The organism is Dactylosporangium sp. CA-139114 (assembly GCF_050955725.1).
Classification (GTDB): domain Bacteria; phylum Actinomycetota; class Actinomycetes; order Mycobacteriales; family Micromonosporaceae; genus Dactylosporangium.
In genome coordinates this window covers 2,542,718-2,564,946 of record NZ_CP192080.1, presented here as the reverse complement: position 1 = coordinate 2,564,946, position 22,229 = coordinate 2,542,718, and the positions used below count along the sequence as shown (strand labels likewise).

Annotated in this window: 24 protein-coding genes; 12 read left to right on the top strand and 12 right to left on the bottom strand. The window is 68.1% G+C overall.

Annotated features, from left to right (window positions below):
• Positions 1–6 precede the first annotated feature (6 nt).
• The gene (locus ACQP2P_RS11595) at positions 7–381 is read left to right on the top strand and encodes a DUF7662 domain-containing protein (protein WP_433615444.1); all 375 of its coding nucleotides are present in this window, start codon (positions 7–9) and stop codon (positions 379–381) included.
• Between the two features lie 636 nt (positions 382–1,017).
• On the opposite strand, the gene ACQP2P_RS11590 is transcribed toward ACQP2P_RS11595, so the two are convergent.
• From ACQP2P_RS11590 to ACQP2P_RS11560, 7 genes are all read right to left on the bottom strand, one after another.
• Positions 1,018–1,431 carry a hypothetical protein gene (locus ACQP2P_RS11590; protein WP_433615442.1) on the bottom strand — a complete coding sequence of 138 codons (414 nt, stop codon included), beginning with the start codon at positions 1,429–1,431 and terminating at the stop codon, positions 1,018–1,020.
• 82 nt (positions 1,432–1,513) lie between these two features.
• Positions 1,514–2,695 carry an adenylosuccinate synthetase gene (locus ACQP2P_RS11585; protein ID WP_433615440.1) on the bottom strand — a complete coding sequence of 394 codons (1,182 nt, stop codon included), beginning with the start codon at positions 2,693–2,695 and terminating at the stop codon, positions 1,514–1,516.
• Between the two features lie 8 nt (positions 2,696–2,703).
• Entirely contained in the window at positions 2,704–3,669 is a 966-nt protein-coding gene (locus ACQP2P_RS11580) for a hypothetical protein (protein ID WP_433615438.1), read from the bottom strand.
• A 9-nt stretch (positions 3,670–3,678) separates the two neighbouring features.
• Positions 3,679–4,629, bottom strand: coding sequence for a serine/threonine protein kinase (locus ACQP2P_RS11575; protein WP_433615436.1), 951 nt, complete (start codon positions 4,627–4,629; stop codon positions 3,679–3,681).
• Positions 4,626–5,378, bottom strand: coding sequence for an NUDIX hydrolase (locus tag ACQP2P_RS11570; protein ID WP_433615434.1), 753 nt, complete (start codon positions 5,376–5,378; stop codon positions 4,626–4,628). Before ACQP2P_RS11570 ends, ACQP2P_RS11575 begins: the two co-directional genes overlap by 4 nt.
• A 334-nt stretch (positions 5,379–5,712) precedes the next feature.
• Positions 5,713–6,051: a hypothetical protein gene (locus ACQP2P_RS11565; RefSeq protein WP_433615432.1), complete on the bottom strand. Its 339-nt coding sequence runs from the start codon at positions 6,049–6,051 to the stop codon at positions 5,713–5,715.
• A gap of 162 nt (positions 6,052–6,213) precedes the next feature.
• Positions 6,214–6,606, bottom strand: a complete 393-nt coding sequence (locus tag ACQP2P_RS11560; RefSeq protein WP_433615431.1) for a hypothetical protein — start codon at positions 6,604–6,606, stop codon at positions 6,214–6,216.
• 861 nt (positions 6,607–7,467) lie between these two features.
• Here ACQP2P_RS11560 and ACQP2P_RS11555 point away from each other — a divergent pair.
• Together ACQP2P_RS11555 and ACQP2P_RS11550 are read left to right on the top strand one after the other, a co-directional pair.
• Positions 7,468–7,839, top strand: coding sequence for a type II toxin-antitoxin system RelE/ParE family toxin (locus ACQP2P_RS11555; RefSeq protein WP_433615429.1), 372 nt, complete (start codon positions 7,468–7,470; stop codon positions 7,837–7,839).
• Positions 7,836–8,168, top strand: a complete 333-nt coding sequence (locus ACQP2P_RS11550) for a helix-turn-helix domain-containing protein (RefSeq protein ID WP_238010356.1) — start codon at positions 7,836–7,838, stop codon at positions 8,166–8,168. Before ACQP2P_RS11555 ends, ACQP2P_RS11550 begins: the two co-directional genes overlap by 4 nt.
• A 275-nt stretch (positions 8,169–8,443) precedes the next feature.
• Here ACQP2P_RS11550 and ACQP2P_RS11545 read toward each other — a convergent pair whose 3' ends face one another.
• Positions 8,444–8,611: a hypothetical protein gene (locus ACQP2P_RS11545; protein ID WP_433615427.1), complete on the bottom strand. Its 168-nt coding sequence runs from the start codon at positions 8,609–8,611 to the stop codon at positions 8,444–8,446.
• Between the two features lie 806 nt (positions 8,612–9,417).
• Here ACQP2P_RS11545 and ACQP2P_RS11540 point away from each other — a divergent pair.
• The 6 genes from ACQP2P_RS11540 to ACQP2P_RS11515 all read left to right on the top strand — a co-directional run bounded on the left by ACQP2P_RS11540 (position 9,418) and on the right by ACQP2P_RS11515 (position 14,139).
• Positions 9,418–9,732, top strand: coding sequence for a helix-turn-helix domain-containing protein (locus ACQP2P_RS11540; protein WP_433615425.1), 315 nt, complete (start codon positions 9,418–9,420; stop codon positions 9,730–9,732).
• Positions 9,733–9,788: 56 nt separating this feature from the next.
• Positions 9,789–10,307 carry a DUF6933 domain-containing protein gene (locus ACQP2P_RS11535; protein ID WP_433615423.1) on the top strand — a complete coding sequence of 173 codons (519 nt, stop codon included), beginning with the start codon at positions 9,789–9,791 and terminating at the stop codon, positions 10,305–10,307.
• Positions 10,308–11,240: 933 nt separating this feature from the next.
• Positions 11,241–13,346 (top strand): N-6 DNA methylase, encoded by a 2,106-nt coding sequence (locus tag ACQP2P_RS11530; RefSeq protein WP_433615421.1) that lies wholly within the window; start codon positions 11,241–11,243, stop codon positions 13,344–13,346.
• Entirely contained in the window at positions 13,343–13,567 is a 225-nt protein-coding gene (locus ACQP2P_RS11525; RefSeq protein ID WP_433615419.1) for a hypothetical protein, read from the top strand. Before ACQP2P_RS11530 ends, ACQP2P_RS11525 begins: the two co-directional genes overlap by 4 nt.
• Positions 13,568–13,660: 93 nt before the next feature.
• Positions 13,661–13,879, top strand: a complete 219-nt coding sequence (locus tag ACQP2P_RS11520; RefSeq protein WP_433615418.1) for a hypothetical protein — start codon at positions 13,661–13,663, stop codon at positions 13,877–13,879.
• On the top strand, positions 13,876–14,139 hold the full coding sequence (locus ACQP2P_RS11515) for a hypothetical protein (RefSeq protein ID WP_433615416.1): 264 nt from the start codon (positions 13,876–13,878) through the stop codon (positions 14,137–14,139). The genes ACQP2P_RS11520 and ACQP2P_RS11515 overlap by 4 nt, the downstream gene beginning before the upstream one ends.
• Positions 14,140–14,165: 26 nt before the next feature.
• On the opposite strand, the gene ACQP2P_RS11510 is transcribed toward ACQP2P_RS11515, so the two are convergent.
• Positions 14,166–15,728, bottom strand: coding sequence for a hypothetical protein (locus ACQP2P_RS11510; protein ID WP_433615414.1), 1,563 nt, complete (start codon positions 15,726–15,728; stop codon positions 14,166–14,168).
• 547 nt (positions 15,729–16,275) lie between these two features.
• Here ACQP2P_RS11510 and ACQP2P_RS11505 point away from each other — a divergent pair.
• Positions 16,276–16,740 carry a hypothetical protein gene (locus ACQP2P_RS11505; RefSeq protein ID WP_433615413.1) on the top strand — a complete coding sequence of 155 codons (465 nt, stop codon included), beginning with the start codon at positions 16,276–16,278 and terminating at the stop codon, positions 16,738–16,740.
• Positions 16,741–16,868: 128 nt separating this feature from the next.
• On the opposite strand, the gene ACQP2P_RS11500 is transcribed toward ACQP2P_RS11505, so the two are convergent.
• Together ACQP2P_RS11500 and ACQP2P_RS11495 are read right to left on the bottom strand one after the other, a co-directional pair.
• A complete protein-coding gene (locus ACQP2P_RS11500) occupies positions 16,869–17,747 on the bottom strand; it encodes a hypothetical protein (RefSeq protein WP_433615411.1) in 879 nt (292 codons plus the stop codon).
• A 317-nt stretch (positions 17,748–18,064) separates the two neighbouring features.
• Positions 18,065–19,516, bottom strand: coding sequence for a hypothetical protein (locus ACQP2P_RS11495; RefSeq protein WP_433615410.1), 1,452 nt, complete (start codon positions 19,514–19,516; stop codon positions 18,065–18,067).
• Between the two features lie 739 nt (positions 19,517–20,255).
• On the opposite strand from ACQP2P_RS11495, the gene ACQP2P_RS11490 reads away from it, so the two are divergent.
• Positions 20,256–20,750, top strand: coding sequence for a hypothetical protein (locus tag ACQP2P_RS11490; protein ID WP_433615408.1), 495 nt, complete (start codon positions 20,256–20,258; stop codon positions 20,748–20,750).
• A gap of 50 nt (positions 20,751–20,800) precedes the next feature.
• A complete protein-coding gene (locus ACQP2P_RS11485) occupies positions 20,801–21,034 on the top strand; it encodes a hypothetical protein (RefSeq protein WP_433615407.1) in 234 nt (77 codons plus the stop codon).
• Positions 21,035–21,562: 528 nt separating this feature from the next.
• Here ACQP2P_RS11485 and ACQP2P_RS11480 read toward each other — a convergent pair.
• Positions 21,563–22,210, bottom strand: coding sequence for an HAD family hydrolase (locus ACQP2P_RS11480; protein WP_433615405.1), 648 nt, complete (start codon positions 22,208–22,210; stop codon positions 21,563–21,565).
• Between the last annotated feature and the right edge of the window lie 19 nt (positions 22,211–22,229).

Genomic DNA, 22,229 nt, shown 5'->3' with positions numbered 1-22,229 from the left:
CTGAGGATGAGGAAGTACGCCGCGCGCCGTGATCGGCTCCGCACGCCGGGCAGGTACGAGATCAGGACGTCCTTCGACGAGATCAGCGACCTCGTGCCGGGCGGTCTGCCATCGAGCGCGTATCGGCATGGCGCGTGGTGGCACAACGAGGGCGACGCGGGGAGCACCCTGCAACGAGGGAGAAACCGGAGTCGCCTGCGCGGGACCGACGTTCGCCCGCCGCCGCGGCCTCCCGGTCGGTGTGCTCGCGCAAGTCCGCGGAGTTCGGGCCGGCGTGGGATGCGAGCACGGTGGATGACAGCATCACTTCATGCTCGAATCTCCGAGGCTCGTCAGATCCGTGCCGAACGCCTCCTGGCTCCCCGCTGGGGGTGCCGCTGAGGTTTGGGCGGGCGCCGACATCGAGGTTCCTGAGCACGTCGTAATCGTTCGTCTTCTTCTACGTCGGCGCACGCGGGCCGGCTGGGAGTTGTTCTGCGTTCGAACGCCCAAGGGTTTCGACATCCCCACGGCGTTTCTGGGCGGCGAGCGCGGCTGGCTGCCTCATGCGGAGGCTCTCGCGACCCTGACGTCACAGTACGTGGGCGAGGCCGTGCCTACACGTTGCGTCGGTTTTGTTCGGAACATCGTGCCGGTGCCGGATGAGACGTACCGTCTGCCGGTACCGCTCGCGCACGTGCCCGTCTTCATGCCGCGCGACCCGTCCCTTGCTCCGCGGCACGATAGCGGGAGCTGGATCTGCGACCAGGATGCGCCGTCTTTGCTGGCGGAGCGCCATTGGTGGCCCATCGCATGTGACGTGCTGGGGTGGTCCCAGCATTAGCTGCCCATCACAAACGGCCGGCGTTGCCACCGTGGGCCTCGGACCGGCGTTGTTTACGAGCACAAGCGAAGAACGACGAGCAAGAAACACCAACTTTTCCAAAGAGGAAAAGCCATGGGTCGGGTTCCCGCGGCCGGCCACCGTCGACGTTGAAAAGCAGGCCGCGAGCCTGACGCATGCCGCAGGCGGGCGGGCTACAGCTGCAGGGGCAGCTGCTCGCCGTCCGGAAGCGTCAGCGTCAGGCCGGCCGTCGAGGCGGGAGCCGTGAACGACACGGTCTCGTCGGCCGTGGCGCCCGGGCGCAGGTCGAGCGCCGCCGGGGTGACGCTCAGGCGCGGCAGCGCGCGGCCGTCCGCCAGCACGTCGAAGCCGGTCAGGTGCACGGTGGTCCGGCCGGTGTTCGTGAAGCGTACGGTCACCGAGAGCTGCGCCCGCCCGAGCAGGTCCACGCTCGTCACGATCGCGGGGCGGGTCGCCGCGGGCGGGGCCGGTGGGGTGTCGACGGCCGCGGCCGAGGACGGGGCGAGCAGGCCGAAGGCGCCGCCCACCGCGATCCCGGCCGCCGCCGCCACCGAGACCGCCCGGATCGCCTCGCGTGCCAGGCCCATCGTCGCCCCCCAAGTCGTCTGTGAGGGGCCCAGCGGACCACGGCGGGCTGAGGTCCCGGTGTGGTGCGACTGAGGTGCGGGTTCAGGCCGTCAACCGGCCGGCCGGTTTCTTGTCCTGCGCCGTCGGGCCCCACGACTCCAGCACCACGCCGGCCCCCAGCGACTCCTCGACCGTGCGGACCCAGTCGGTGACCGGGGCGTACACCGGCTCGGCCGCGAGCAGGGACCGGGTCATCGCGGCCTGGCGCTCGAGGTCCCCGGGCTCGCCGACCCGCAGGAAGCTCGAGTCGCGGTAGTCGGGGCAGTAGCGGCCGACGTCGAGGTCCAGGTGGGTCAGGACCAGGCCGTCCACGCCGCCGGCGGCCTCCAGGGCGTAGCGGTGCAGCGGGGCGTCGAAGTAGCCCACGCGGAAGGGGCCCTGCCAGTCGTTCGCCGGGTTGTTCGGGTCGCCCATGCCCGCGATGTCGCCCGTGGGCAGGGGGCCGGCGCCGTGGCGGGTGGTCACCGTCCGCAGGACGCCCAGCCGGAAGACCGGGGCGTCGGGCAGCAGCGAGAAGGCGTTGGCGAACGTGGTCGTGCTCCACGTCGTGTACGGGTGGAAGCCGTGCCACTCGTCCAGCAGCACGCCCTGGGCGCCCTCGAAGACGCACGGGCCCGCCGGGCGGAAGCCGTCCACCATCGTGACCGTCGCGGCGAAGCCGGAGAAGGCGGGCAGGCAGGCCTCCACCGGCGGACCACCGACGCCGAGGCGGTCCCGCAGCCGGGCCAGCTTGCCGCGCAGCACCCGCTCATCACCGCAGTCGCCGACCCGCGGGGCGTCGTCGGGGTAGCGCAGCGCGTACTCCATCGTCGCCCCCACCCCCATCCCGCACGACCCGTGCCGGTCCGCCCCGCGCGCCAGCTCGGCCGAGCGGTTCGCGGCGCGGTGGTAGGGCGTCGCGATCAGCGCCGAGCGGTCGACGGTCAGCCGCTGCCAGATGTCCGTCACGCCCAGCGCGATCAGGCCATCGGCCTCCGTGACGAGCGCGAGGGGGTCGACGACCATGAAGCGGGACAGGTGCGTGCGGACCCCGGGCCGCAGCGAGCCGGAGCCGAACTGGGCGAACGTGTGCTGGCGCCCGTCGGCGAGCACGACCGTGTGCGCCGCCTGCGCGCCCCCGTTGAACCGCACGACGGTGTCGATGTCGCGGGTCGCGCACAGGTAGTCCACGGTCGTGCCCTTGCCGCAGTCGCCGAACCCGAGGTCCACGACGATGTAGTGCATCGCGGTGACTACAGCCGCTCGACGCTGACCGGGCCGGCCAGGTCCGCCGGGGTGGAGCCGTGCGCGATCGGGGCGCGGCCGCCGCCGATGCGGGCCAGGGCCTTGCCGACGGTCGAGGCCGAGGCCGAGCCGACCTCGCCCAGGTCCGCGAGGCCCTCGTCGAGGTCGATGCTGTCCTCGCCGAGGCCGATGGTCAGCGCGATGGTCTCGCACACGGCGTCGAGGTCGTCGAGCGCGATGACGTTCTGGCCGAGCAGGTCGCGCCAGAAGTCGAGGATCGCGGTGTTGCCCGCGTAGGAGGAGCCCGCCGGCAGGATGTAGTAGGTGTCGTACTTGCGCCGGACCTCCTCCACGATGGCGCGCAGCGTGATCGCCTCGCGGAGCGGGTCGCCGATGACGGCGCGGACCTCGTTCGGCTTGACCTTCGGGTAGGCCCGCTCGTCGCCGATGATGAAGAGGTACCCGCGCTTGCCCCGCTTCTCGAGGCAGTCGATCGAGGTGTGGCGGGACATGAAGTACATCGCGAGCTCGTACGACTCCGTCATCTGGCCCCCGCCGCCGCCTTCGAGCACGAAGCGGCCGAGGTCCTCGTCGAGGCGGTTGTCCGACTCGAACTGGCCCATCTGCAGCGGCACCCGGTCGCAGGTGGCGTCGCCGATGGCGCCGAAGAGGATCTGCGGGTCGGTCACGTAGCCCTTGCGCAGCAGCAGGCCGAGCAGCTGCGGGAGCTTCTGCTGCAGCACCCGCGGCACCGAGCCCATCGACCCGGTGACGTCGAAGAGCACGGCGATCGCGACCGAGTCGGGGTGCTCGTCGGAGTCGCGGCTCTCCCGCGTGCCGACGCCCCTCGGGTCGAGGGCGGAGTGGACGGTACGCGCCCCGGAGTCGCTGTAGGCGAAGGCGCTCGCGCCCGTGGCCCGTCGGTAGCGGTCGGCGGCGTCGTAGACGTCGGTCGACCAGGTTCCGCTTCCCATGAGGGTCTCCTAAAGGGTGAAGGGACGGAAGGTGCGCGGCCCGTACAGCTGGTGCAGCAGCTCGTCGAGCTCGCCGAGCAGCTTCCAGGCGTCGTCGGGGCGCTGGCGGGTGGAGCTGAGCCGGCAGCCGTCGGCGAACCGGCGCAGCGGCCTCGGGGCGCGCTCGCCCATGAGGCCGGCCATCACGCCGGCGGCCATGTGGATGTCGGTGTACGGGCCCGGGGCGGCGCGGGACAGCACCTCCGGCGGGTAGTCGTCGCGGTGCCCGGGCACGATCGCGGCGATGCGCTGCGAGGGGTCGCTCGCGCTGTAGCACCAGTCGACGAGGACCACGCCGTGCTCGTCGGGCTCGATGAGCACGTGCTGCGCGACGATCGCCCCGTGCACCACTCCCGCCCGGTGCGCGAGGCCGAGCGCGACGAGCAGGCGGCGCCACATCCAGGCGGCATCGCGGGGATCCAGGCCGTCGGGCCGTTTCCGCTGTACCTCCTGCAGACTGTGCAGCCGCGGCGCCGACGTGGCGATGACGTTCGCGCGCCGCGTCTGCCCCGACTCGGACCGGTGCCGGAAGGTCTCCAGCAGCCGGGGCACGTACGGCAGGTACCGCGGATCCCCGTGCTCGGCCATCCGGCGCAGGGCGGCCGCCTCGCGGGCCATGAGGTCGTTGCAGGACGGGTCGCGGACGAGCTTCAGGTGGCCCTCGGGGATGCGGTACAGATTCGCCAGGTCGCCGCGGTGGTCGAGGACGTCGGTGGAGTACACCCCCCGGGCCGTGCGGATCACGCCCCGGTCGCGCCAGAGCTCGGACAGCCGCGCGAAGGCCCGCGTGCCCCTCGGCCCCGCGGCGTCGGGGTGCACGAGCTTGGCCAGGGTGCGGTACCGCCGGTGCCCGTCGTCGCCGCCGAAGAGCTCCCCGGCCGTCGAACGCTCGATGAGCGCGATGGCCTCGTCGGTGTTCACCGCAGCGTCTCCTCCCGGCTCGGCATCAGCAGCGCGGGGTGCAGGAGCCGGGCGTCGCCGGCGCGGTACAGCTTCGCGCGGGGCCCTCCCCGAGCCCCGCCCCGCTCGGTCGTGGCCCCGGTGCTCTCGACGAAGCCGGGCACCGACAGCACCTTGCGGTGGAAGTTCCCGGCGTGCAGGGGCTCGCCCCACACCGTCTCGTACACGGCCCGCAGCTCCGCGATCGTGAACTCCTCGCCCACGAACCGGGTCGCCAGCGGCGAGTACTCCAGCTTCGAGCGCGCCCGCTCGAGCCCGTCGGCGAGCACCGTGGTGTGGTCGAAGGCGAGCGGCTCGGGCCGGTCGTCCACCGCGATCCAGGCCGCCTCCCGCGCGTCGCTGCCGGACACGGGGTCGGGCAGGTGCGGGGCGAAGGCGAGGTACGCCACCGAGAACACGCGCATCCGCGGGTCCCGGTCCGGCGCGCCGTAGGTGCCGAGCTGCTCCAGGTGCAGCCGCCGGTTGGCGGTCGCGACCCCGGTCTCCTCGGCGAGCTCGCGGGCGGCGGCGGTGGGCAGGTCCTCCCACTCCCCCACGAACCCGCCGGGCAGCGCCCACTTGTCCTTGTCGGGCGGGGCGGCCCGGCGCACGAGCAGCACGTGCAGCCGCCCGTCGCGGATCGTGAACGCCACGACGTCGACGGTGACCGCGACCGGCGCATACCGCCGCGGGTCGTAGTTGGCGAGGAACTCGGCCTCTTCATCAGCCACGTCGGGTAGTCCTTCTCGGGTGGAGTCTTTCTCAACTTGAGTCTTACTCGATCTGAGAAGAACCATAACCCCACCCGGCCGGGCGCGCAACGCCGTGTGCTGTCGCCCGCGAGACACCCGGGCACCCCACCGATCGTCGATGCTTGACCGGTGACCGGGATCGAGACGGCGTTGATCCAGCTCGGGGCCGAGCGCTGATCAACCGCCGCGGGACCGACGAGTCCGCCCGCCGCAAGGTCGAGCGCGGGATCGAGACGATGGTCGACCCGGCTTCGCCGCCGCGATGCTGGAGCGGATCACCGGGGCTCCGAACGCTGTGCGGGGCGGTTGCTCGTCAGGATTCAGACGTGACTCGGGCAGCCGGATGCACCCACGGCGTCGGCTCGCCGTCTGCGGCGGCTGGTTCGTCGTCGACCAACCCGGACTGATACGCGAACGTGAGCAGTTGCTGCCGTCGTCCGGCGTGCTCTTTCTCCGCGGCCATCTCGTCGAGGACCTTCATGAACCGCTGACGCTGCTCCGAGGGCAGGTTGTGCAGCACCCAGGAGACGCTCTCCATCATCTTCACCGCGGTGTCGGGGTCGATCTCGTCGTCGTTACAGCTGTCCAGCCACCACAGAAGATCGACAACGAGCCCGGTGAGGGCCGGCACCAGCGGATCTCGTTCCGTCATCAGGCAACGTAGCTGGCCGCTCGTCCCCGTGAGCCCACCGGACATTCGTCGCCCCCGCAGAGCGGGACGGCAGCAGGGTCGCCAGGCTTGCGAAGGCGACCCGCAGATCAGAAGGCACGACCGTGCCCTCGGTGGGTCGACTGCGGCGCCTGGCATAGCCTCTCAGCCGTCAGTCTGCGAGGCAGCCCCTGCCAGATGGGCCCGTCGCCGGCGCACCATGAACGGCACGACCACGACTCCGGCCGCCAGCGCAATCAGTGCGGCCGCCCACCACGGCAGCACCGGTATGATCAGCAGGGCAAAGAACATGCCCGGCACGATGAACGAGGCGTCGGCCACCATGTGCTCGGCCGACCAGCGGCGCACCCGCGACATCGACACCGCCCCGATGCCAAAGATCAGTCCATAAAACGCGAAGGCCAGCAGTCCGAAGACCGGACCCCGTAGGACTGTCATCCCGCTACCCATGAGCGCGGCCAAGATCGTGGCGCCGGCGAGGCGGACGGCCTTCCCCGTGCTGCCGACAGACCGGAAAAGCCCACCGCGATCATCCATGCGCATGAGCATGCTGGAAGGCCGCCCACCGTACAACATGAACCGCGGCCGGGCTGAGTTGGCCCACGACGTACAAGAGGCTCATCAAGCGCGCCGGGGTCCGGCCGATCCGGTTTCACGACCTGCGGCACGCCTGCGCGACAATGCTCCTGCTCGCCAGAGTGCCCCCGAGTCGTGACTGAGAAGGCGGGACACCGATTGGAGCCGGGAGATCGGTGTCCATGTGAAAACGAGCGAAGACGAGCGGGTTCGACTTCCGCACAAGTGTCACGCGGTGCTGAAGGTCGGAGAGATTATTGCGCGCTATACGGCTGCGAATAGGAGCCGCGAATGCTGTTGAGGAGTGTGGGTGGAGCGAAGCTCCCCCACTGGGAAGCGAGCGAAGCGAGCGCGCCAACACGAGTCCGACAACGGCAAGCGGCCCCCGCCGAGAAGCAGAGGCCGCCGATTCGAACTCGTACGCCGCGTAGGACTTGAACTACAACCCGCAGATTAAGAGCCAGCTTCGAACGTGCTTTTCCATCCTGCTGAGTCCCGCCGATCCCTGTTGTGTCCGACTCCTCCGTTGGCTGCGTCCACGGGCGTGCCGCATGGTCCAGCCCGTGTCGAGCCAGTCCTACGGCGACCGAGCACCCGTGGAGCACCCAATTGGGCGGTTCCCGCCAGCGCCGCCCTGTCGGCGATGCACAGACCTGAAGGAGTTCGGACAGGTGTAAGCCTGCAGCCCGAGGTTTCCTGCGAGGCGCCAACGGTCCACGACGCGGAGCGCAAGGCGCTCCATCAAGGCGGATCAGGTATGGCGCCTCCGGACTGTCAGGCCTGGCTCGAGCGCGCAATATAAGTTTGGTTTATACTGTGGTCGTGTGGGAGGTCAGACTGCATCCCGAGGTTGAGGCGTGGTTCTTGGAGCTGTGCCGCGTCGATCCGGTCACGTCCGACCTGGTCGCCGAGGCTATCGATGTTCTTGCCGAACAGGGACCAGCACTCGGTCGCCCATTGGTAGACCGGCTGAAGGGCAGCCTGTATCACAACATGAAGGAGCTACGGCCGGGCTCGGCCGGCGCCACCGAAGTACGGATGATTTTCGCGTTCGATCCAGCGCGGGAAGCGGTCTTCCTGGTGGCGGGAGACAAGTCCGGCCAATGGCAGACTTGGTACCACAAGGCGATCCCGCTGGCAGACGCTCGGTTCACGGAGCATCTCACGGCGTTGAAAGAGGAGGGCGAGTCATGACTGAGGCCGCGAACTGGCGAGACGTCAAGGCGAAGGCCCGTGCCGCCGACCCCACCTGGGACAGCGCTGAGCGGGTGGCTCGCCGTCGGCAGATGCGCGAGCAGATGCTCGCCTCGGTCAGCGGCGCGCAACTCGCCGAGATCCGCCAGCAACTTGGGCTGACCCAAGTGCAGTTGGCGGAGGCTACCGGGCTGACGCAGGCGAGGATCAGCCAGATCGAGAACGGTGACGCCGTCGCGCTGGAGACGTTGCGCGCCTATGTCGTCGGACTCGGGGGTCACCTCGACATCGTCGCTCGCATCGGCAACATCCAGCTCAACGTGGCCTGACGGGAGTCCTTGACCTCGACGCGTGCCTGACCGAACTGCGGGTGCGGCACAAGCGCCGGCCGACGTTCCTGAAGACGTTGGACACGGCCGGGTTCTGACTGTCGGCTACCAGCGGCAGGGTTGCTCGAACGTGTCGATCCCGGCGGCGCCGAGCAAGTGGGCGTACGCCTGAGGGACATCGGGGAGGGCGTCGTACTCGCATTCACCTTCGACTGCGGCGTACGTCTGGAGTCAGGAAGCTCGTCCGTTCGGGAGCCCGGTTGTCCGGCTCCCGATCACCGGGCCAGCCCCGGTTGTCGCAGCCTGACCGCCTGCGCCGGCTCGGTGGCAACGAGCTGTGCGACCTTCGCCTCGACTTGTGCGAGGTCGCCGACGGACGCCAAGCAGCCCCGGTCGGACACGATCCGGCCCGCATCGAGCGCGGCCTCGATCTCACGCTCCAATCGGTCGGTCTCCTCGCCTGTGTCGCTCACCGGCGGCGACGGTGAGGGGTGGAATGACAACGGAACTCCTTGTCGATGATGTGGGCAACGGCCCGCCCCTGCCGTCCAGCGTGCAGGTGGAACCCTGCCGGGTTACGCCCGGCAGGGCGGGCCGCTAGATGGCGACCAAGGCGGAAAATCCACTGTGGAGGTTTCAAGAAACGTGCCGTCCGGCGTGCGGCGGCGTGAGGTGGATCCGGGCAGGAGTCATCACCACGACCGTGGCGAGCACGTCCGTGAATGGGAAGGGACAACAGCAGCGGCGCGAACCGGCGGGCACACCCGCACCAGCAGTCCGTGACAGAGGCCACCCGCCGACACGCGTGACGTGACGAGGTGCCGGCTCAGCCTGCCGGGAGAAGATCCTTCATGACGGTCCTCCTGTCAGTCGTACCGCACCCGGCCGACAGGCCCGCTGACAACCGGGCCACAAACGACAATGAGCGCCCCCACGGAGCGCCCACCCATCGACCTATATGGCCCGGCGAACGAGACGCCGCACGGGGAGCGTGCCTCCAGTACGCCGCGCCGAGCCGATGATGTCAAGCGACTCTGCCGCCTCAATTTCGCTACGCCCGCGACAGTCCACGGTAGATAGTCCCAACCAAGGTGAATGCGTGCCAAAGCGTCCGTGAGTGTCCTCAAACTGTGCCGAACGTCCGCGCCGCGACAGTGTGCCAACTTCGCGTTGTCCAGGCCGCCGGGTTCGGTGCAGGCAGTGGCCGACGACTTGACCTTCGCGGGGAGTCGAGCGTGGATCGACGTCCGTGCTCCGCCCCATCGCCCGCGAGGAGATCGGCCCCATGGCGCCAATCGCCGACGACACCACGCTGCGCCACGACGGTGAGTCGTTCGGGGAATGGATCGCGAGGCGCCGCCGCCAGCTCGGCCTGAGCCAGCGTGATCTTGCCGACCGGATGTGCGCCACGTCGGGGCGGTCGACCGTCACTCGCCACGAGTTGTCCCGCTACGAGCGCGGGGTCAGGCGGCCACGCCGCCAGGCACTGGAACTGCTGGCCGCCTGCCTCGACGTACCGCTGCAGGAGTTGCAACGAACCAGCGCTGAGCGACTCCAGCGCTGACGAGCGACCCTCCGATCCAGTCTCACGCATGAGATCTCATCCAGGAGGATGGCGTGGTGTTGATCGTGCGTGCGACGAAGAAGCTTCGTGACCGGATCGGTCCGCCGGACCTGCGCGGCGACGAGCGGTCCACGACAGTACTCGGCGAGTGGTACGCGACCAGGTTCGCCTGGCGGCCGGATGTCCTGCTCCTGGTCAACGAGTCGACGCTGCTGCCCGTGCTGCTCCCGCTCGCCCCGGCCGCCACCGCACTGTCCCGGGCTGCGGACCAGATCGCCGCGGCAATGGCCACCCATGGCGCCTCGGACGCGATCATCGCTGCTGAGCTCGAACAAATGCTTACGCACCGGATCGGTACTACCGCCAACCGCAGTGTCGTCGGGATCATGAACGAGTTCAGCCACCTCGCCGACGCCTACCGCGACCGCGGCAGGCAACCGAACCTCGACGACCTGGCGGCACGGCTCGCGACCACACCCTGCAGCCCGCTGTACCGCACCCACATCAGTCCCGACCGTGCGTTCACCGCTCTCGTGCACGCGATCCCACGCCGAGGCGACGCCCCGACGGCATGATCAACCCGACCCGTGCCCGGACGCTGGCGGACCGTTCCGGCCGCCCGCGGACCGAGGTGGGGATCCCGGACGAGCACCCACCGACCAACCGCCCGGATGACCGCCGACACGAAAAAGCCCCTACCCGGGTGAAATCCCAGGGCAGGGGCCTTGAAGTGGAGTACGCCGCGTAGAACTTGAACCTACAACCCGCAGTTACCGAACGTAACGATCCCTAGCTTGTGACTGTTCGTCAACTCTTAGAACTGACCTGCCCAACGGCGACATGCATTGATCAACGCTTGCCGTCGATGGTCAACGCTTAGCTAGGGTTTTCGGGGGGTAAACGGGGGGGCGTTCCGGCCTGCGGGTGCTGTGGGGACGCGGGATGTCGGTGCAGGTTGGTGTCCCAGCCGGGGTGCGTCACGGGACTGCAACAGCGTCGCGCAACTGTTCGATCACTCGTTGTTGATGGCAGCTTTCGCCCGCGCAAACACGAAGATGCCTCGGTCTAGATTTCGGTCGTGCTCGATTCTCGGTCGCTATCAGGACCGCGGGCTGCACGGTCGGCATGATCATGACGGGTTGCTCGGTCCCGAGCAGCCGACCAGGCTGGCGCGGCTGACCCGCGGTGTGCTACCGGAAACGTAAGAATCCCTGTCAGTGGCCAGTTGGGCAGGGCTATGGCGTAGTCGATTGACGGGGCTTCGGACGAGGTCGACGTGCCGGCGCCGCGGGAGATGCACGGTGCTCGAGCACCACTGAAGCAGGTCGGCGCGACGCCCGGGCCTGACGCAGCGCCGGCGCGCATCGGCGCTGGCATCGCCCGGAAGATGTTGAGGGCCTCACGGGCAAGCCAGACGGTGGGGGCCTCAATGGATTTTGTTAACAGATCCTGATGCACTCGCGAGTGCACCATCGACGAGGCGGGAAGGTGTCCGTAGCTTCGTCCCCGTGAGTGACTCTACCGCTACGGTTCCTCAGGCCCGGCTCGCGCAACTCGCTGGTGTCGCACGAGCGGCGGTTACACAGTGGCGCACCAGGCACGCCGACTTCCCGGCGCCTGTCGATGCGGGGGGTGACCTGCGGCTCGCCGACGTCATCGCCTGGCTCGACAAGCGGCCCATACCCGCCAATCGCCGCGGCCTGGACGAGCCCGCCGGCGTGACCTACGGTGACCGAGTCAGGCGCCGCCTCCGGATCGCCGACGATCCCGGTCGAGACCGGGTCCAGGAGCTCGCGGCGCTCGGCACCGAGTTCGGCGGCAACGCGTTCCGGGCTGAGTTCCTCTACCTGCTGCTCTGCCTGACGTATCTACGCCTGTACGACCACGACCGCTGGTCGCGGCTGACGCGCAGCGTGCCGCCGGACGGCGACCCGGGCATGGCCCGGCGGCTGTTGCGCGGTGTCGTGGCGCTGGCCGATGAGTCGCTGGCCGCTCCGGACCTGATCAGTACCTCGGACGCACCACCGACCAGGCTTCGGCCTCGTGCGTTCGAGCCGGTCCGTAAGGTCATCGCACTCGTTGCGGGCCTCGGCCCCGCTGACTTCGCGCGGCTCCGCGCCGCATATCTGCGGCAGGTGAGCATCGGCGGCTACGTCATCTCGACACCCCAAGGCGTCGCCCGGACTATGGTCGCGCTCCTCGTCGGCACCCCGGTCGACGGCGACGCCTTGATCTACGACCCGTTCGCCCGCTTCGGTGAGCTGCCGGCCGAGTTCGTCCGTGCAGCTGGCGACCCGGCTGTGATGGCTGGCGACAAGCTGGCCGCGGTGCGGGTTCGTGCGGAGCATCCCGACCCGGCCGAGCTCCGGCTGGCCGGCATGTGGTTGGCGGCGTCCGGGACGCCAGCCGAACTCGCCGTGACACCGGCGCCGCCGCCCGGCGGAGCGACCTTCGTACTGACCAACCCGCCGTTCGGCAAGCACGTCGAAGACACTTGGCTGCGGCACTGTGTCAACTCGCTCGCTGAAGAGGGACGGGCGGTGGTCCTCATGCCGTACGGCGCCGGTTTCGCCGGCAAGGCGACGATGCGCCGAGAGCTGGTGGATCAGGGTGCGCTCATCGCCGTCGTGGCGCTGCCGGCGCGGATGTTCTCGAACACCAGGGTCGGTGTGTGCATCTGGCTGCTGCGGCGACCCACGGGACGGCCCGCTGCCGTGCGGTTCGTCGACGCGCGCCGTCGTGGCCAGGCGAAGGGCCTGCACGTCGAGTTCGACGCGACGGACGTCGCGAGCATCGTCGCAGCAGTAACGGCACAGGGCCGGGTCGAGTGCAGCGTCCTGGCGACCCCCGAGGACATTCAGGCGCGCGGGTATTCACTGCATCCGCCGGAGTATCAGGACCGCATGTTCACGCCGTCGCCGGCGGACGTGGCACGCGCGGAGCTGGAGGCGCTGGCGACCGACGTCGATTTGCCCTCGTACACGACCGGCGACGGCTGGCCCGGTCGCCCGCTGCGCGAACTTTGCGACATCCGGAACGGAGTGCCGCACCGGTCGCTGACAGCAGCGGTGGGCCGCGCCGGAATCGCAGGGGTGATCGTGCCGGTCGTGCACCCACGGCACCTGCGCAGCGGGATTGTCAAAGCCGCCGGCGCCCCGCTTGCGGACGCCGCGTCGCTGGAGCCGTACCGACTGCGCGCCGGCGACGTGCTCTGGGTACGAACCGGTGCCATGGGCCAGGCCGCGCTGGTCGGCGACGACCAATCCGGCTGGCTGCCGCACACCAACCTGCTCCGACTGTGTGTCATCGACCCGGGCGAGTTGGATCCGGCCTTCTTGCTGGCGTTCCTGTTGCAGCCCGCCGTCCTGGCCCGTATCCGCGAGCGATCCATCCGGTCCACCACCACGTCGCTCCGCCCAGACATCCTGGGCGAGCTTGTGATGCCGCTGCCGCCACTCGCCGCGCAGCGGGACATGCTCGCGGCGCTTGACGCGCTCGACGATCACGCGGCCTCGCTGCAGCGCCGCCTCGACGCTGTGCGCGCCGCCCGGCCGATCTTCGGCCAGCATCTCATTGACGGCACTATCGTCCTAACAGAGAGGGAAGCCCTGTGAACCGCTCCGGCACGACCCCCTTGTGGGTCCTGGTCGTGGGTCTCGCGTCGCTCGTCGCGGCACTCGTAACGGCGATGCTGAAGAGCAGCGTCGGTGCGCCGCTGGCCGAAGCCGTGCTGTCCGCCGGGGTGGCGTTCGGGGGCGCTTTCGGGCTGGGCCTCGGCATTCTTGGCGCGCTGCAACAGTCCCGGTCCAGGAACACCCGCCGCGGGTCGAGGTGACGCAGGGGGCACGGACGTCTTCGCCCTCATCACTACATATCGTGGACCGAGCTCACCTTCCCTGTCCGCATCGACGATGACCTGCCGACAGCGTTGCGGCGCGACGAGCCGGAGACCAAGGCGTGGTGGAAGGTGCGACTGTGCTGCGCCCACGTCGGCACCCAGGTGACGGACCTGTCCTGGCGGCCGAGCGACGGCTTCCCGAGCCGCCGCGACTTCGACACGCCCCGTCAGCGGGCCGCCGCGCACCGCCGGATCGAGACGGCGCGCGACCTTTCGGGCCGGACGGGGTTGACCACGCGCACCGGATGATCGACCTGGGCCGGCCCGAGCCGACCCCTGAGGTCACGTGCAGCTCGTGCCCGCGGGCGAGGTCGATCGTCGCCTACCAGCGGGTGGGACCGCTGGGACCGCTGGTGCCGCCGCCGAAGCCGCCGCGCGGCGTCGTCAAGAAGCAGCCGGGGAAGAGCGCGCTGACGCGGCGCCTGCGCGAGATCGAGGCCGAAGCGGCCCGGCTGCGTGCGCAGCTCGACGAACTCGACCAGGGACGATCGAAGCCGGCCCGCGGCTGAGCCCGCCCGGGACAGTCCGGCTCGGGTTATCGGTGTTTGCGCCACCAGGACGGTCGTCCGAGCATGCCATGGTGCCAGGTGTCGCCCTGTCCACGCAGCTCGGCCAGGCGTTGTTCGTCCTGCTCGTACCGGTACTCGACGCGTGGCTCGCGCGGGCTCCAGCTGCCGATGAACGGGCGAAGGTCGTCAGGTCCGGGCGTCGTGTCGAACGGGACCGCGGTGAGGCCGGCGCCGCCCGCGGTCGGATCGATCCGGTCTGCGGCGGCCCGACCCCAGGCGGTCCAGGCGGCGCGGTTGCGCACCGTGGCGGGGTCGTCGTCCGGCGAGGCAGCCTGCTCGAGTGCGTCGCAGAACGCGCGGATCTCGGCGGCCGCGACCCACGCGTCGTACGCGGCCCGGAACACCCGGCGGCGGGTCGCCTCGACCGCCTTCGGGCAGGCCTCGTCGAGGGCTGCCTGCCACAGCCGTTGCCGTTCCTCGTCTTTGCGCCGCTGCTCGGCCAGGTACGCCTCATGCTGGCGGCGGGCCTCCAGCCTCGCCTCCTGGTCGGCGGCGACGGCGGCCTCGACCTCGCGGAGGATCCGCGGCAGCCGCTGCTCGAGGGTGGAACGTTTGTCGTCGGTCCAACTGTGGTGTTCGTTGTAGCCGGCCTTCGCGATCTCCAGCCGGAGCCGGCCCGAGGGCACGTGGTCGTACTCCGGGACGTGCTCCCACGGCCGGCGCCGCAGCCGTCGTGTCTCCTCCGGGGTCGGCTCGTGGCGGATCTTGTCGTACTCCTCGTGCAGCGTCACGGCCCGGCGCAGGTCGCCGACCTGCAGGTACAGCCGGGGGTGCTTCGTCTTCGTGTTCACGCCGAGCCGGTGCCCGCGTCGGCGGGCCTCCTCGGCCAGGGCGTGGATCAGCTGGAAGGCTCTCGGTTGGGACGCTTCGGTGACGTGGAGGTTGGCCGGGTCCCGTTCGATGGCCTGGAAGACCAGTGACGGGTCGCTGGTCACCCGGCGGGTATTGAGCCGGATCCGGTTCCAGTCGGTGTCGTCCGGCGCGCTGTCGTCGGTCAGCCGGATGATCAGATCGCCGCTGCCGCGGCCGGTGTGCTTGAGGTGGAAGCCGTCCGGGACGAGGTGGTGCTGCTTCGCGGCGTGAATGATCCGCCGGTACAGTGCCCGGGTCTCATCGTCCGGGACCTCGATCGTGACCGTGCCGCCCTCGGCACGGAGCCGCTCGATGAGCTCGCTGGCCCGATCCCGCATCGGCGTGGACGGCTCCGGACGGGCGGGGCGAGCGACCAACGCGGCCGTCCGCGCGGCGCGCGTGGGTGCGCCAGCCGGTTGCTTGGGACTCTCCACGGTGGTGTCATGCCGATCGGGGCGATCGGGGTGATGCCCATGCTCGAGGTAGAACCGGCCGGCGTCGGTGATCGTGGCGCGCCAACCGCCGCCGCGGCGGCTGACGGTGACGAGGCCCCGGCCCTGCAGCCCGCGGGCCGAGACCCGCAACGGCACGCTTTCAGGGCCGCTGAGATCGTCGCCCTCGCCGATACGCTTCAGCACGAGCAACTGCCGCTCGTTGAGCGGGTCCCATCGCTGCATGCACCGACTCTTGCGCGAAGGCCAACCGCGCCGCAAGGCGATCGTATGGTCGCGCTGCCGGTCACCCGGCCCCGGCAATCGACGTTGACAGTTGGTGGCAGGCGGCGCGGGCACAATGGGCCGGCGGACGTAGTCGACTGGTGAGTGCGGCAGGATGCCGTCAATGACGCAGAGCCGGTAGAAGCCGACCACAACCGACGATCGTGGACACCGTGGACGGTTGGGAAGGCGTACATCTTGAAGCCAGCGCAGGTAACGCTCGATGTCCACCCGGACCGCTGCGAGCGGATTGAGGTCCTGGTCGGCGCACCAGCGCAGGAAGAGCCGCAGCTCCGACTTGCTGTGTAGCCGGGTCTGACCGCGGTAACGGCCGAGATATGCGGCGGCCGCCGCGCGCAGTAGGAGACCGTTGGGGGATCCGCCGCTGACAGCTGGGACGGTGACGGCAGCCATACATCACCGTGCGCCACCTGCGGCGATGAACGCCAGTGCACTTGCTGCGGCAGATCCGCGCAGCCCACAGGAGCCTGTCAGGCAGAATGCTGCCATGGAACTGAGTCTGGTTGAGCTTCGGCGCCTCGCTGGTGAGCGGTTGTGGTTTCCGTTTACGTACGATGAAGCGGGCCGCGGATTCAATCGTCAATGGTGGTATAACGACCCCGTCCGTGTTGGCTCCACGAGCGTCTTTCTGCGGGCCCTAGAGAACGATGACGAGGTCGCACGGGTTGAACTAGACCAGAAAGTCAAAATCGACCACTACGCCGAGGTTCCATCACTTGGGTCTAACGCGCTCGCGATCCAGTTTATTGAGGTGCATAACAATCATCGCCTCCGCGGCATCGGCCGCGGCGTCATCGATCTTCTCCGCAACCGCTATCCGGACCGTCGGCTTGTGGCGTTCTCCGAAGGTGCCGACGGCTTCTGGTCGTCACTCGGTTGGCGACGACACCTTCACAAAGATCCAGAAACGGCATGGCGCGCACGCCCTCTCTTCATCCAGTCATCAACGTAAGCCGAAACCGGAATGACAGGCGATTCGGAACGAGCGCGGTGCCGGCTGGGAACAGGTAGCTTGGGGACGTGCGCTGTTGGTGCCGGAGCACCTACGTACTGCCTCTGTTCGCCCGCGTCCAAGACGGATCATTCTCTGATCCATGGACCGTACAACTCAGGATCTTCGACAATTTTGCGCTGAATCTCGCCCTCAAGATGGGTGAGTAATTCAACCAGCTGAAGTCGACCCGCAACGGAAACCGCCATCGGCCAGACGGCAACTCCGCCAATCTCGATGCCTTTCTTGATGTAACTAGCAAGTCCGGGATCCTTAAGCCGTCCCGCAGCTCTAATGTAATAAAGCGGATGAGCAGTACAGGCGTGCTCGTGATCGAGACTATTGCTCCTCGCTAGCCCTTCAAGCGCGATTGCACCTGTATATGAATGGTCCCCAAAAGGTGGATTCACATCTTCGTCGCAGAGGCCGATGAGTGAGCAACAGTCCAGGTTTGCCATGCCGCCCGGTATGCAGGCGAGTATGGTCACAGCTTGGATCTCCTGATGCTCTATGAGGGCCTGACGCGCCGCGTTGAAGTCCAAATCGATCACGCCGATGCGATGTAAGACGCGAATTGCGAGAAGCCTTCGCGCAGGCCGCTTATGAAGAAGCTGAGAATGGGCTAACTCTCTTGCATCGGAAGGTGTCAGCAAGGGCAAGCAATGAAGCAGGACTCGATCTAACTTAGGGCGCATCCGTGACCGCACTCGCGCTCGAAACTCGTCGGACAGAGTCACGGCTAACTGCGTCGCCAGTCGGTCCCTCTCCTCGGCCGTGAGGTCGCGTTCCGACAGCGCTCGACATACGTAGTAATTGGCGGGATCCGGGATTTCGGCCAGGTATTCAATGAGCGATGCTGATGACTCACAGCGAATCCACGCATTACCGAGAGCGTTCCGGGCATCAGTGATGAGTCCGAAACTATCCCAACGAGCCTCTCGGCCGTGGTCTGCGCTTTCATTCGCCATGGTTACACTCTACCCGCGAGGATCGATATCATGGTGATCGGTTTGGCTCGAAGCATGGGGACATGCCAATTCGATCAAGGCAGGCCAAAGGTTCACGTGTCATGTGCCAAGACTCATTGCGTACCCCACACCCCACCACGACGCGAGCAGCTTGAGGGCATTGGGATGAGCGCCGTTCGGCAGGTGCATTGATGGGCTGCGCGTTCATTGGCGTGAGTGCGCACCTGATCATGCAGGCGGCCAGCCGCGCGGGAACAGGCCGGTGATCCGTTCCGACACACCTGTGTCGGCGTCGTTCATTGTCACCGACCCGGTAGCTAGCCTGACGCTTGGGTGGCTGTCCGGCGATGAACAGCCAGGTACGTGTCGGCGGTCGCCGCCTCGAGGTAACCGGATGGTGGGCCGTCGATGAGAGGCGGCTGGGCGTTGATCAGCTCTTCCCACCCGGCCTGCTCGCCTTGGTCGAATCTGGCGCGTACCCGGCTCGCGAGGGCCTGGCGTTGTTGACGCTGTAGCTGCCAGTACAGCCCTTCCGAACGGGCGCGCCACTGGTCCCGTTCGAGGTCGACATCGGCGTCGACAGCGTCCGAGTCCCCGTCTGGCATCGATACCTCATCAGACACTACGGCGGCGAGCGCCTGATCGGTCGCGGCGACCTGCTCGCAGGCCGCGAACAGCCGCCGTGACATGCCGAGGATCAGATCGGTGCCCGGGACTCTTGCGGTGAGCAGGTCGAAGCGCTGCTGCGGTGGGCGGCTGCGGTACCGGTCGGGCATGCGGGCGTCTTCGCGCGCGAGGCCGGTCGACGGGTCGGATTCCAGTAGCAGGACCGCACCGGCGGTGCGGGCCGACCGGGGCTGCGCGACGCTCTCGCCGACTGGTGTGACGCGTAGCTGAGCGGTCGGCGTGCCGCGCAGCAGCAGGTAGGTCAACATCCGGGCGCGGGCAAGGGCCAGGACATCGTCTGCGTCGGGGTCCGAGGTGTCCGGGCCGCCGGTCGGCACTGATGCCGGTGACAGCTTTACGTGCTCAAGGTCGAGGGTGACGAAGACCCGGTGTTCGACGCTGGTGCCGCACAGCATCCGCACGTGCGGTCCGATCATGAGGCCTGGCCGGAGCAGCTGTGTTGCGCCCTTGCGGAGGTCCGGCAGGCCCAGCCGGCGGCGGCCCTTTGCCTCGATGAGCCACGGCAGCGACGAGCCCGGTCGGTAGGCCACAAGATCTGGCAGGCCAGCCGCGGTGGTCCAACCCGGCCCGGCATGGACTGGCGGGACGGCCTCAGCATGAACCGTGGGTCCCAGGCGCAGTAGGGCTTGGCCGGCCCACTCGGCCATGGTCATGCCGAGGCGGTAGCCGAACGTGCCCAGCGCCGAGGATTCAGTGCCGTGTTGGTAGACGACGTTCGCTTGCAGCTGGTGCGCGCCGGGTACCGGGCCGCCGTGGTGTGGTGTGCGGCCCAGGTAGGCGATGAGCGGCGAGCAGCGGGCGACGATCTCGGCGTAGGCGAGTTGCGGTACCGCAGTCAGCCAGGCGATGGGGTCGCGTCCGACGCATGTAGCCGCGTCTAGTACGTCCCGCCAGGTGGTCCGGACCAGGTACTGGCCCGTCGGCGGCATGGGCAGGCCCGGCCAAGGGGCCCAAACGCCGTCAATGGTTGTTCGCCGCGGTCGGCGCTGCGGTGCCAGAGGCCCCCAACGCACCATCACCGGAATGTCGATCGTATCCGCGGCGGCGAGCAACCCGCCTGCGGCACCGGACGGCGGCAGCATGCTTAGACTCTGGCAGGCAGCGCGGTGCAGTTCCAGCCCTGCCTGATGGGCCATCGGCTTGGCTCCTGCCGAGCAAGCGACGATTTGAGTTGACAACCCCTATTCTCAACCTTCGTCAAGGCTTGTCATCTGTTGTCGAGAACCCGCAGTTACACACCGTCACGGGTTCGGGGTTGTCATTGATCGTCACGCCTTGCAGCTGACCTGCGGGAATGCCCCCGCCTGCTAACCGACGTTTGTCGCCCTTAGCCAACCCCAACGACGGGTTTTCGGGGGGTAAACGGGGGCGTCCGCGCTGGGGTTCGGCGCGGCATGCCTGCTTGGATGGTGGCGGGCCAATTCAGCCAGACGCGCTATGACGCCGCGTGCCGCGCTGATCGCGGCAACTTCCTAAATTCGATCTTCGACCTGTTTCAGGCCATGAGCGGAAACGCGATGAAGCACGCTCGGCGGCGCAAGGGTTCGCCCTGCCGCCATCATCTGGGTAGTGCTCGGCGCGTTCGATTGCGGTCGCGGCCAACCGTGGCTGGCCGGACGGTCGACACCCCGCATGGCGAGTGCGACTGCGAGCCGACTCCCGGTCGCTGAGCCGATATGGGTTCATAACGGTTACATAACAGGAATGTCGCCCGACGCGGTCCCGTAGCGTCCGGTGGTGTTCAGCCAAGTCCGGCTGTGTTCAGTATCAACACAATCCGGACAGGGGACGGGGGTATTCGACCGCGTCATACTCGTCGACATGACTGCGTGGGATCGACGGAAGATAATCGGTGACGCTCTCGAACAGCGTGTCGCTGACGAACTGAGGTCACGAGCGTGGGTCGTTAACCCGTGGGGGCAGGGAGTGTTCGAGGAGGGCATCCAGCGCGCTCTGCGCCGCACCGACAGCTCCGTGCGTTGGACCCCGGATCTGGTCGCAGCCCGAGGCGAGACGGTCTGCTTCATCGACTGCAAGGCCAATATGACCGGCGGCGCCCGGCGACGCCACGCCATCGAGCGCGCGGCGGTACGGGCTCACCTGCAGTTGGTCGCCTGGACCGACCTGCCGGTCTACTACGTGTTCGATGACCTCGGCGTCGCGACACCGTATGACGTGCTCGCGGCCGGACGGCGCGGCCCGACCTCGTTCGTCGGCTCCGGAGCTCCGTACTACCTGATCAGTACCAGCATGGACCGTCCGTTCGATACGGTCTTCGGGCCGCTGCAGCAGCCAATCGCCACGCGGGCAGCATGAGTCGCGGACCACGCCGTACTCAATCGTGCCGCTCGCCACGGCAGTCCTCGATGAAGATCAAGGAGATCATGACGCTCATCGCAGAGTTGGCCGCGCCCGACTCCCCAGCATCGCGCTTTCTTCGCGAATACCTGCCCGAGCGGGCACGCCTGGTGGCGATGTGGGCGAACCAGATCTCGCATACGCCACCGGTGGTGATGCTCTGTGGTCGGCAAGGGGAAGATTGCTGTCAAGATCAGATTCGGCCGAGGTGGTCGTGGATGCGTCAGTGTGGGGAGTGCTGAGAACGGCGAAGGCCCGACCGTCGGGGATCCCTGACAAAGATCTGGCGACTGGGACTACGCCGCACTACTGAACGCGGTCTTCGTGGCGATCTTGTCTCTGGCGGCCCGCCGCCCTGCAACTCGTCGGCACGTCTTGGCCGTGCTGCGCGCGCTGACCGGATTCGGCCGGGTGTTGCGGGACAGCGGTGAGCGCCGCGAGCGAGCCGGCCGTCGATGCGCCAAGCTCGCACGTCGCCCGGTTGAGGCCACTGCGAGAGGCACTGGGCGGTGAGAATCGGCAGAACTGCTTGCCGATGGGGTTGCCGAGCGTCTAGAGCACCAATCGTCTAGGCGCTGGCGCGATGCTCGCAGCATCCGCCACGCCGTCTGGCTATCGCGCTCGACCACGCGAAGCCCTCACGGATCTTCGCGTGCGCCGGCGAGGAACCGTGATGGTGACGGCAGCAATACGCGTACTGTTGGCGATTTCCCAAAGGGAGTATTGGCAGGAGCCTGCCCGGCGGCAGGCACCTCCACGTCCCAGGGCGGTCAAACGATCGGAATCGTCGCCAGAACCTCCTGCATTCTGTGGACCCCGACGAAATGGAAGGCGTGCCAACCGGCATCGAGCGCTACCTCAACATTGCGTGGGTCGTCGTCGAAGAACCAGACCTGCGCTGGGTCGACGCCAAGTCGCGAGTTCACGATCTTGTAGAAGTCGAGCGAGTTCTTGGTGACGCCGATGTCGCCGGACCAGGCGATATGGTCGAACAGCTCGTCGAAACCTTTGGACTCTCGCAGGTACGCCACGCGGTACTGCTCCTGGTTGGTCACCGCGGCAGTGCGGCCACCCCGGCGCTTGCGCCAGTCCAGCAGCTCGGCCGCGACTTCCTGATCAACGGTGCCGTCATTGGTGAACCAATAGGCCAGAAAGTCTTGAACAGTGACTTCCGGGTGCAACGCGGGGAGTACTGCCGCGAGCGACTCCCGCAGGTCGCGCCGCCCGACAATGACGTCCTGCCAGTGTTCGCGAAAGAACTTCGTACCAAGTGCCTTAGGATCGATTCCAAGATCCTCCTGGATCCGGCTGTCCCACGCGCCGCCAAGGTTGGGGCTGGGGTGTACGAGTACCCCATCCACGTCCACGGCCAGCACGTAGTCGCTGGCTGACGCTCCACCTGCCATCTCAGTCCTCACATCCTCAGAGGGTGGATCT

Excerpts from the sequence above, each read along its gene's own strand:
- ACQP2P_RS11595 (WP_433615444.1), top strand. The coding sequence starts at position 7 with ATGAGGAAGTACGCCGCGCGCCGTGATCGGCTCCGCACGCCGGGCAGG.
- ACQP2P_RS11590 (WP_433615442.1), bottom strand. The coding sequence starts at position 1,431 with ATGGGCCTGGCACGCGAGGCGATCCGGGCGGTCTCGGTGGCGGCGGCG.
- ACQP2P_RS11585 (WP_433615440.1), bottom strand. The coding sequence starts at position 2,695 with ATGCACTACATCGTCGTGGACCTCGGGTTCGGCGACTGCGGCAAGGGC.
- ACQP2P_RS11580 (WP_433615438.1), bottom strand. The coding sequence starts at position 3,669 with ATGGGAAGCGGAACCTGGTCGACCGACGTCTACGACGCCGCCGACCGC.
- ACQP2P_RS11565 (WP_433615432.1), bottom strand. The coding sequence starts at position 6,051 with ATGACGGAACGAGATCCGCTGGTGCCGGCCCTCACCGGGCTCGTTGTC.
- ACQP2P_RS11560 (WP_433615431.1), bottom strand. The coding sequence starts at position 6,606 with ATGGATGATCGCGGTGGGCTTTTCCGGTCTGTCGGCAGCACGGGGAAG.
- ACQP2P_RS11550 (WP_238010356.1), top strand. The coding sequence starts at position 7,836 with ATGACTGAGGCCGCGAACTGGCGAGACGTCAAGGCGAAGGCCCGTGCC.
- ACQP2P_RS11515 (WP_433615416.1), top strand. The coding sequence starts at position 13,876 with ATGATCGACCTGGGCCGGCCCGAGCCGACCCCTGAGGTCACGTGCAGC.
- ACQP2P_RS11510 (WP_433615414.1), bottom strand. The coding sequence starts at position 15,728 with ATGCAGCGATGGGACCCGCTCAACGAGCGGCAGTTGCTCGTGCTGAAG.
- ACQP2P_RS11505 (WP_433615413.1), top strand. The coding sequence starts at position 16,276 with ATGGAACTGAGTCTGGTTGAGCTTCGGCGCCTCGCTGGTGAGCGGTTG.
- ACQP2P_RS11500 (WP_433615411.1), bottom strand. The coding sequence starts at position 17,747 with ATGGCGAATGAAAGCGCAGACCACGGCCGAGAGGCTCGTTGGGATAGT.
- ACQP2P_RS11495 (WP_433615410.1), bottom strand. The coding sequence starts at position 19,516 with ATGCTGCCGCCGTCCGGTGCCGCAGGCGGGTTGCTCGCCGCCGCGGAT.
- ACQP2P_RS11490 (WP_433615408.1), top strand. The coding sequence starts at position 20,256 with ATGACTGCGTGGGATCGACGGAAGATAATCGGTGACGCTCTCGAACAG.
- ACQP2P_RS11485 (WP_433615407.1), top strand. The coding sequence starts at position 20,801 with ATGAAGATCAAGGAGATCATGACGCTCATCGCAGAGTTGGCCGCGCCC.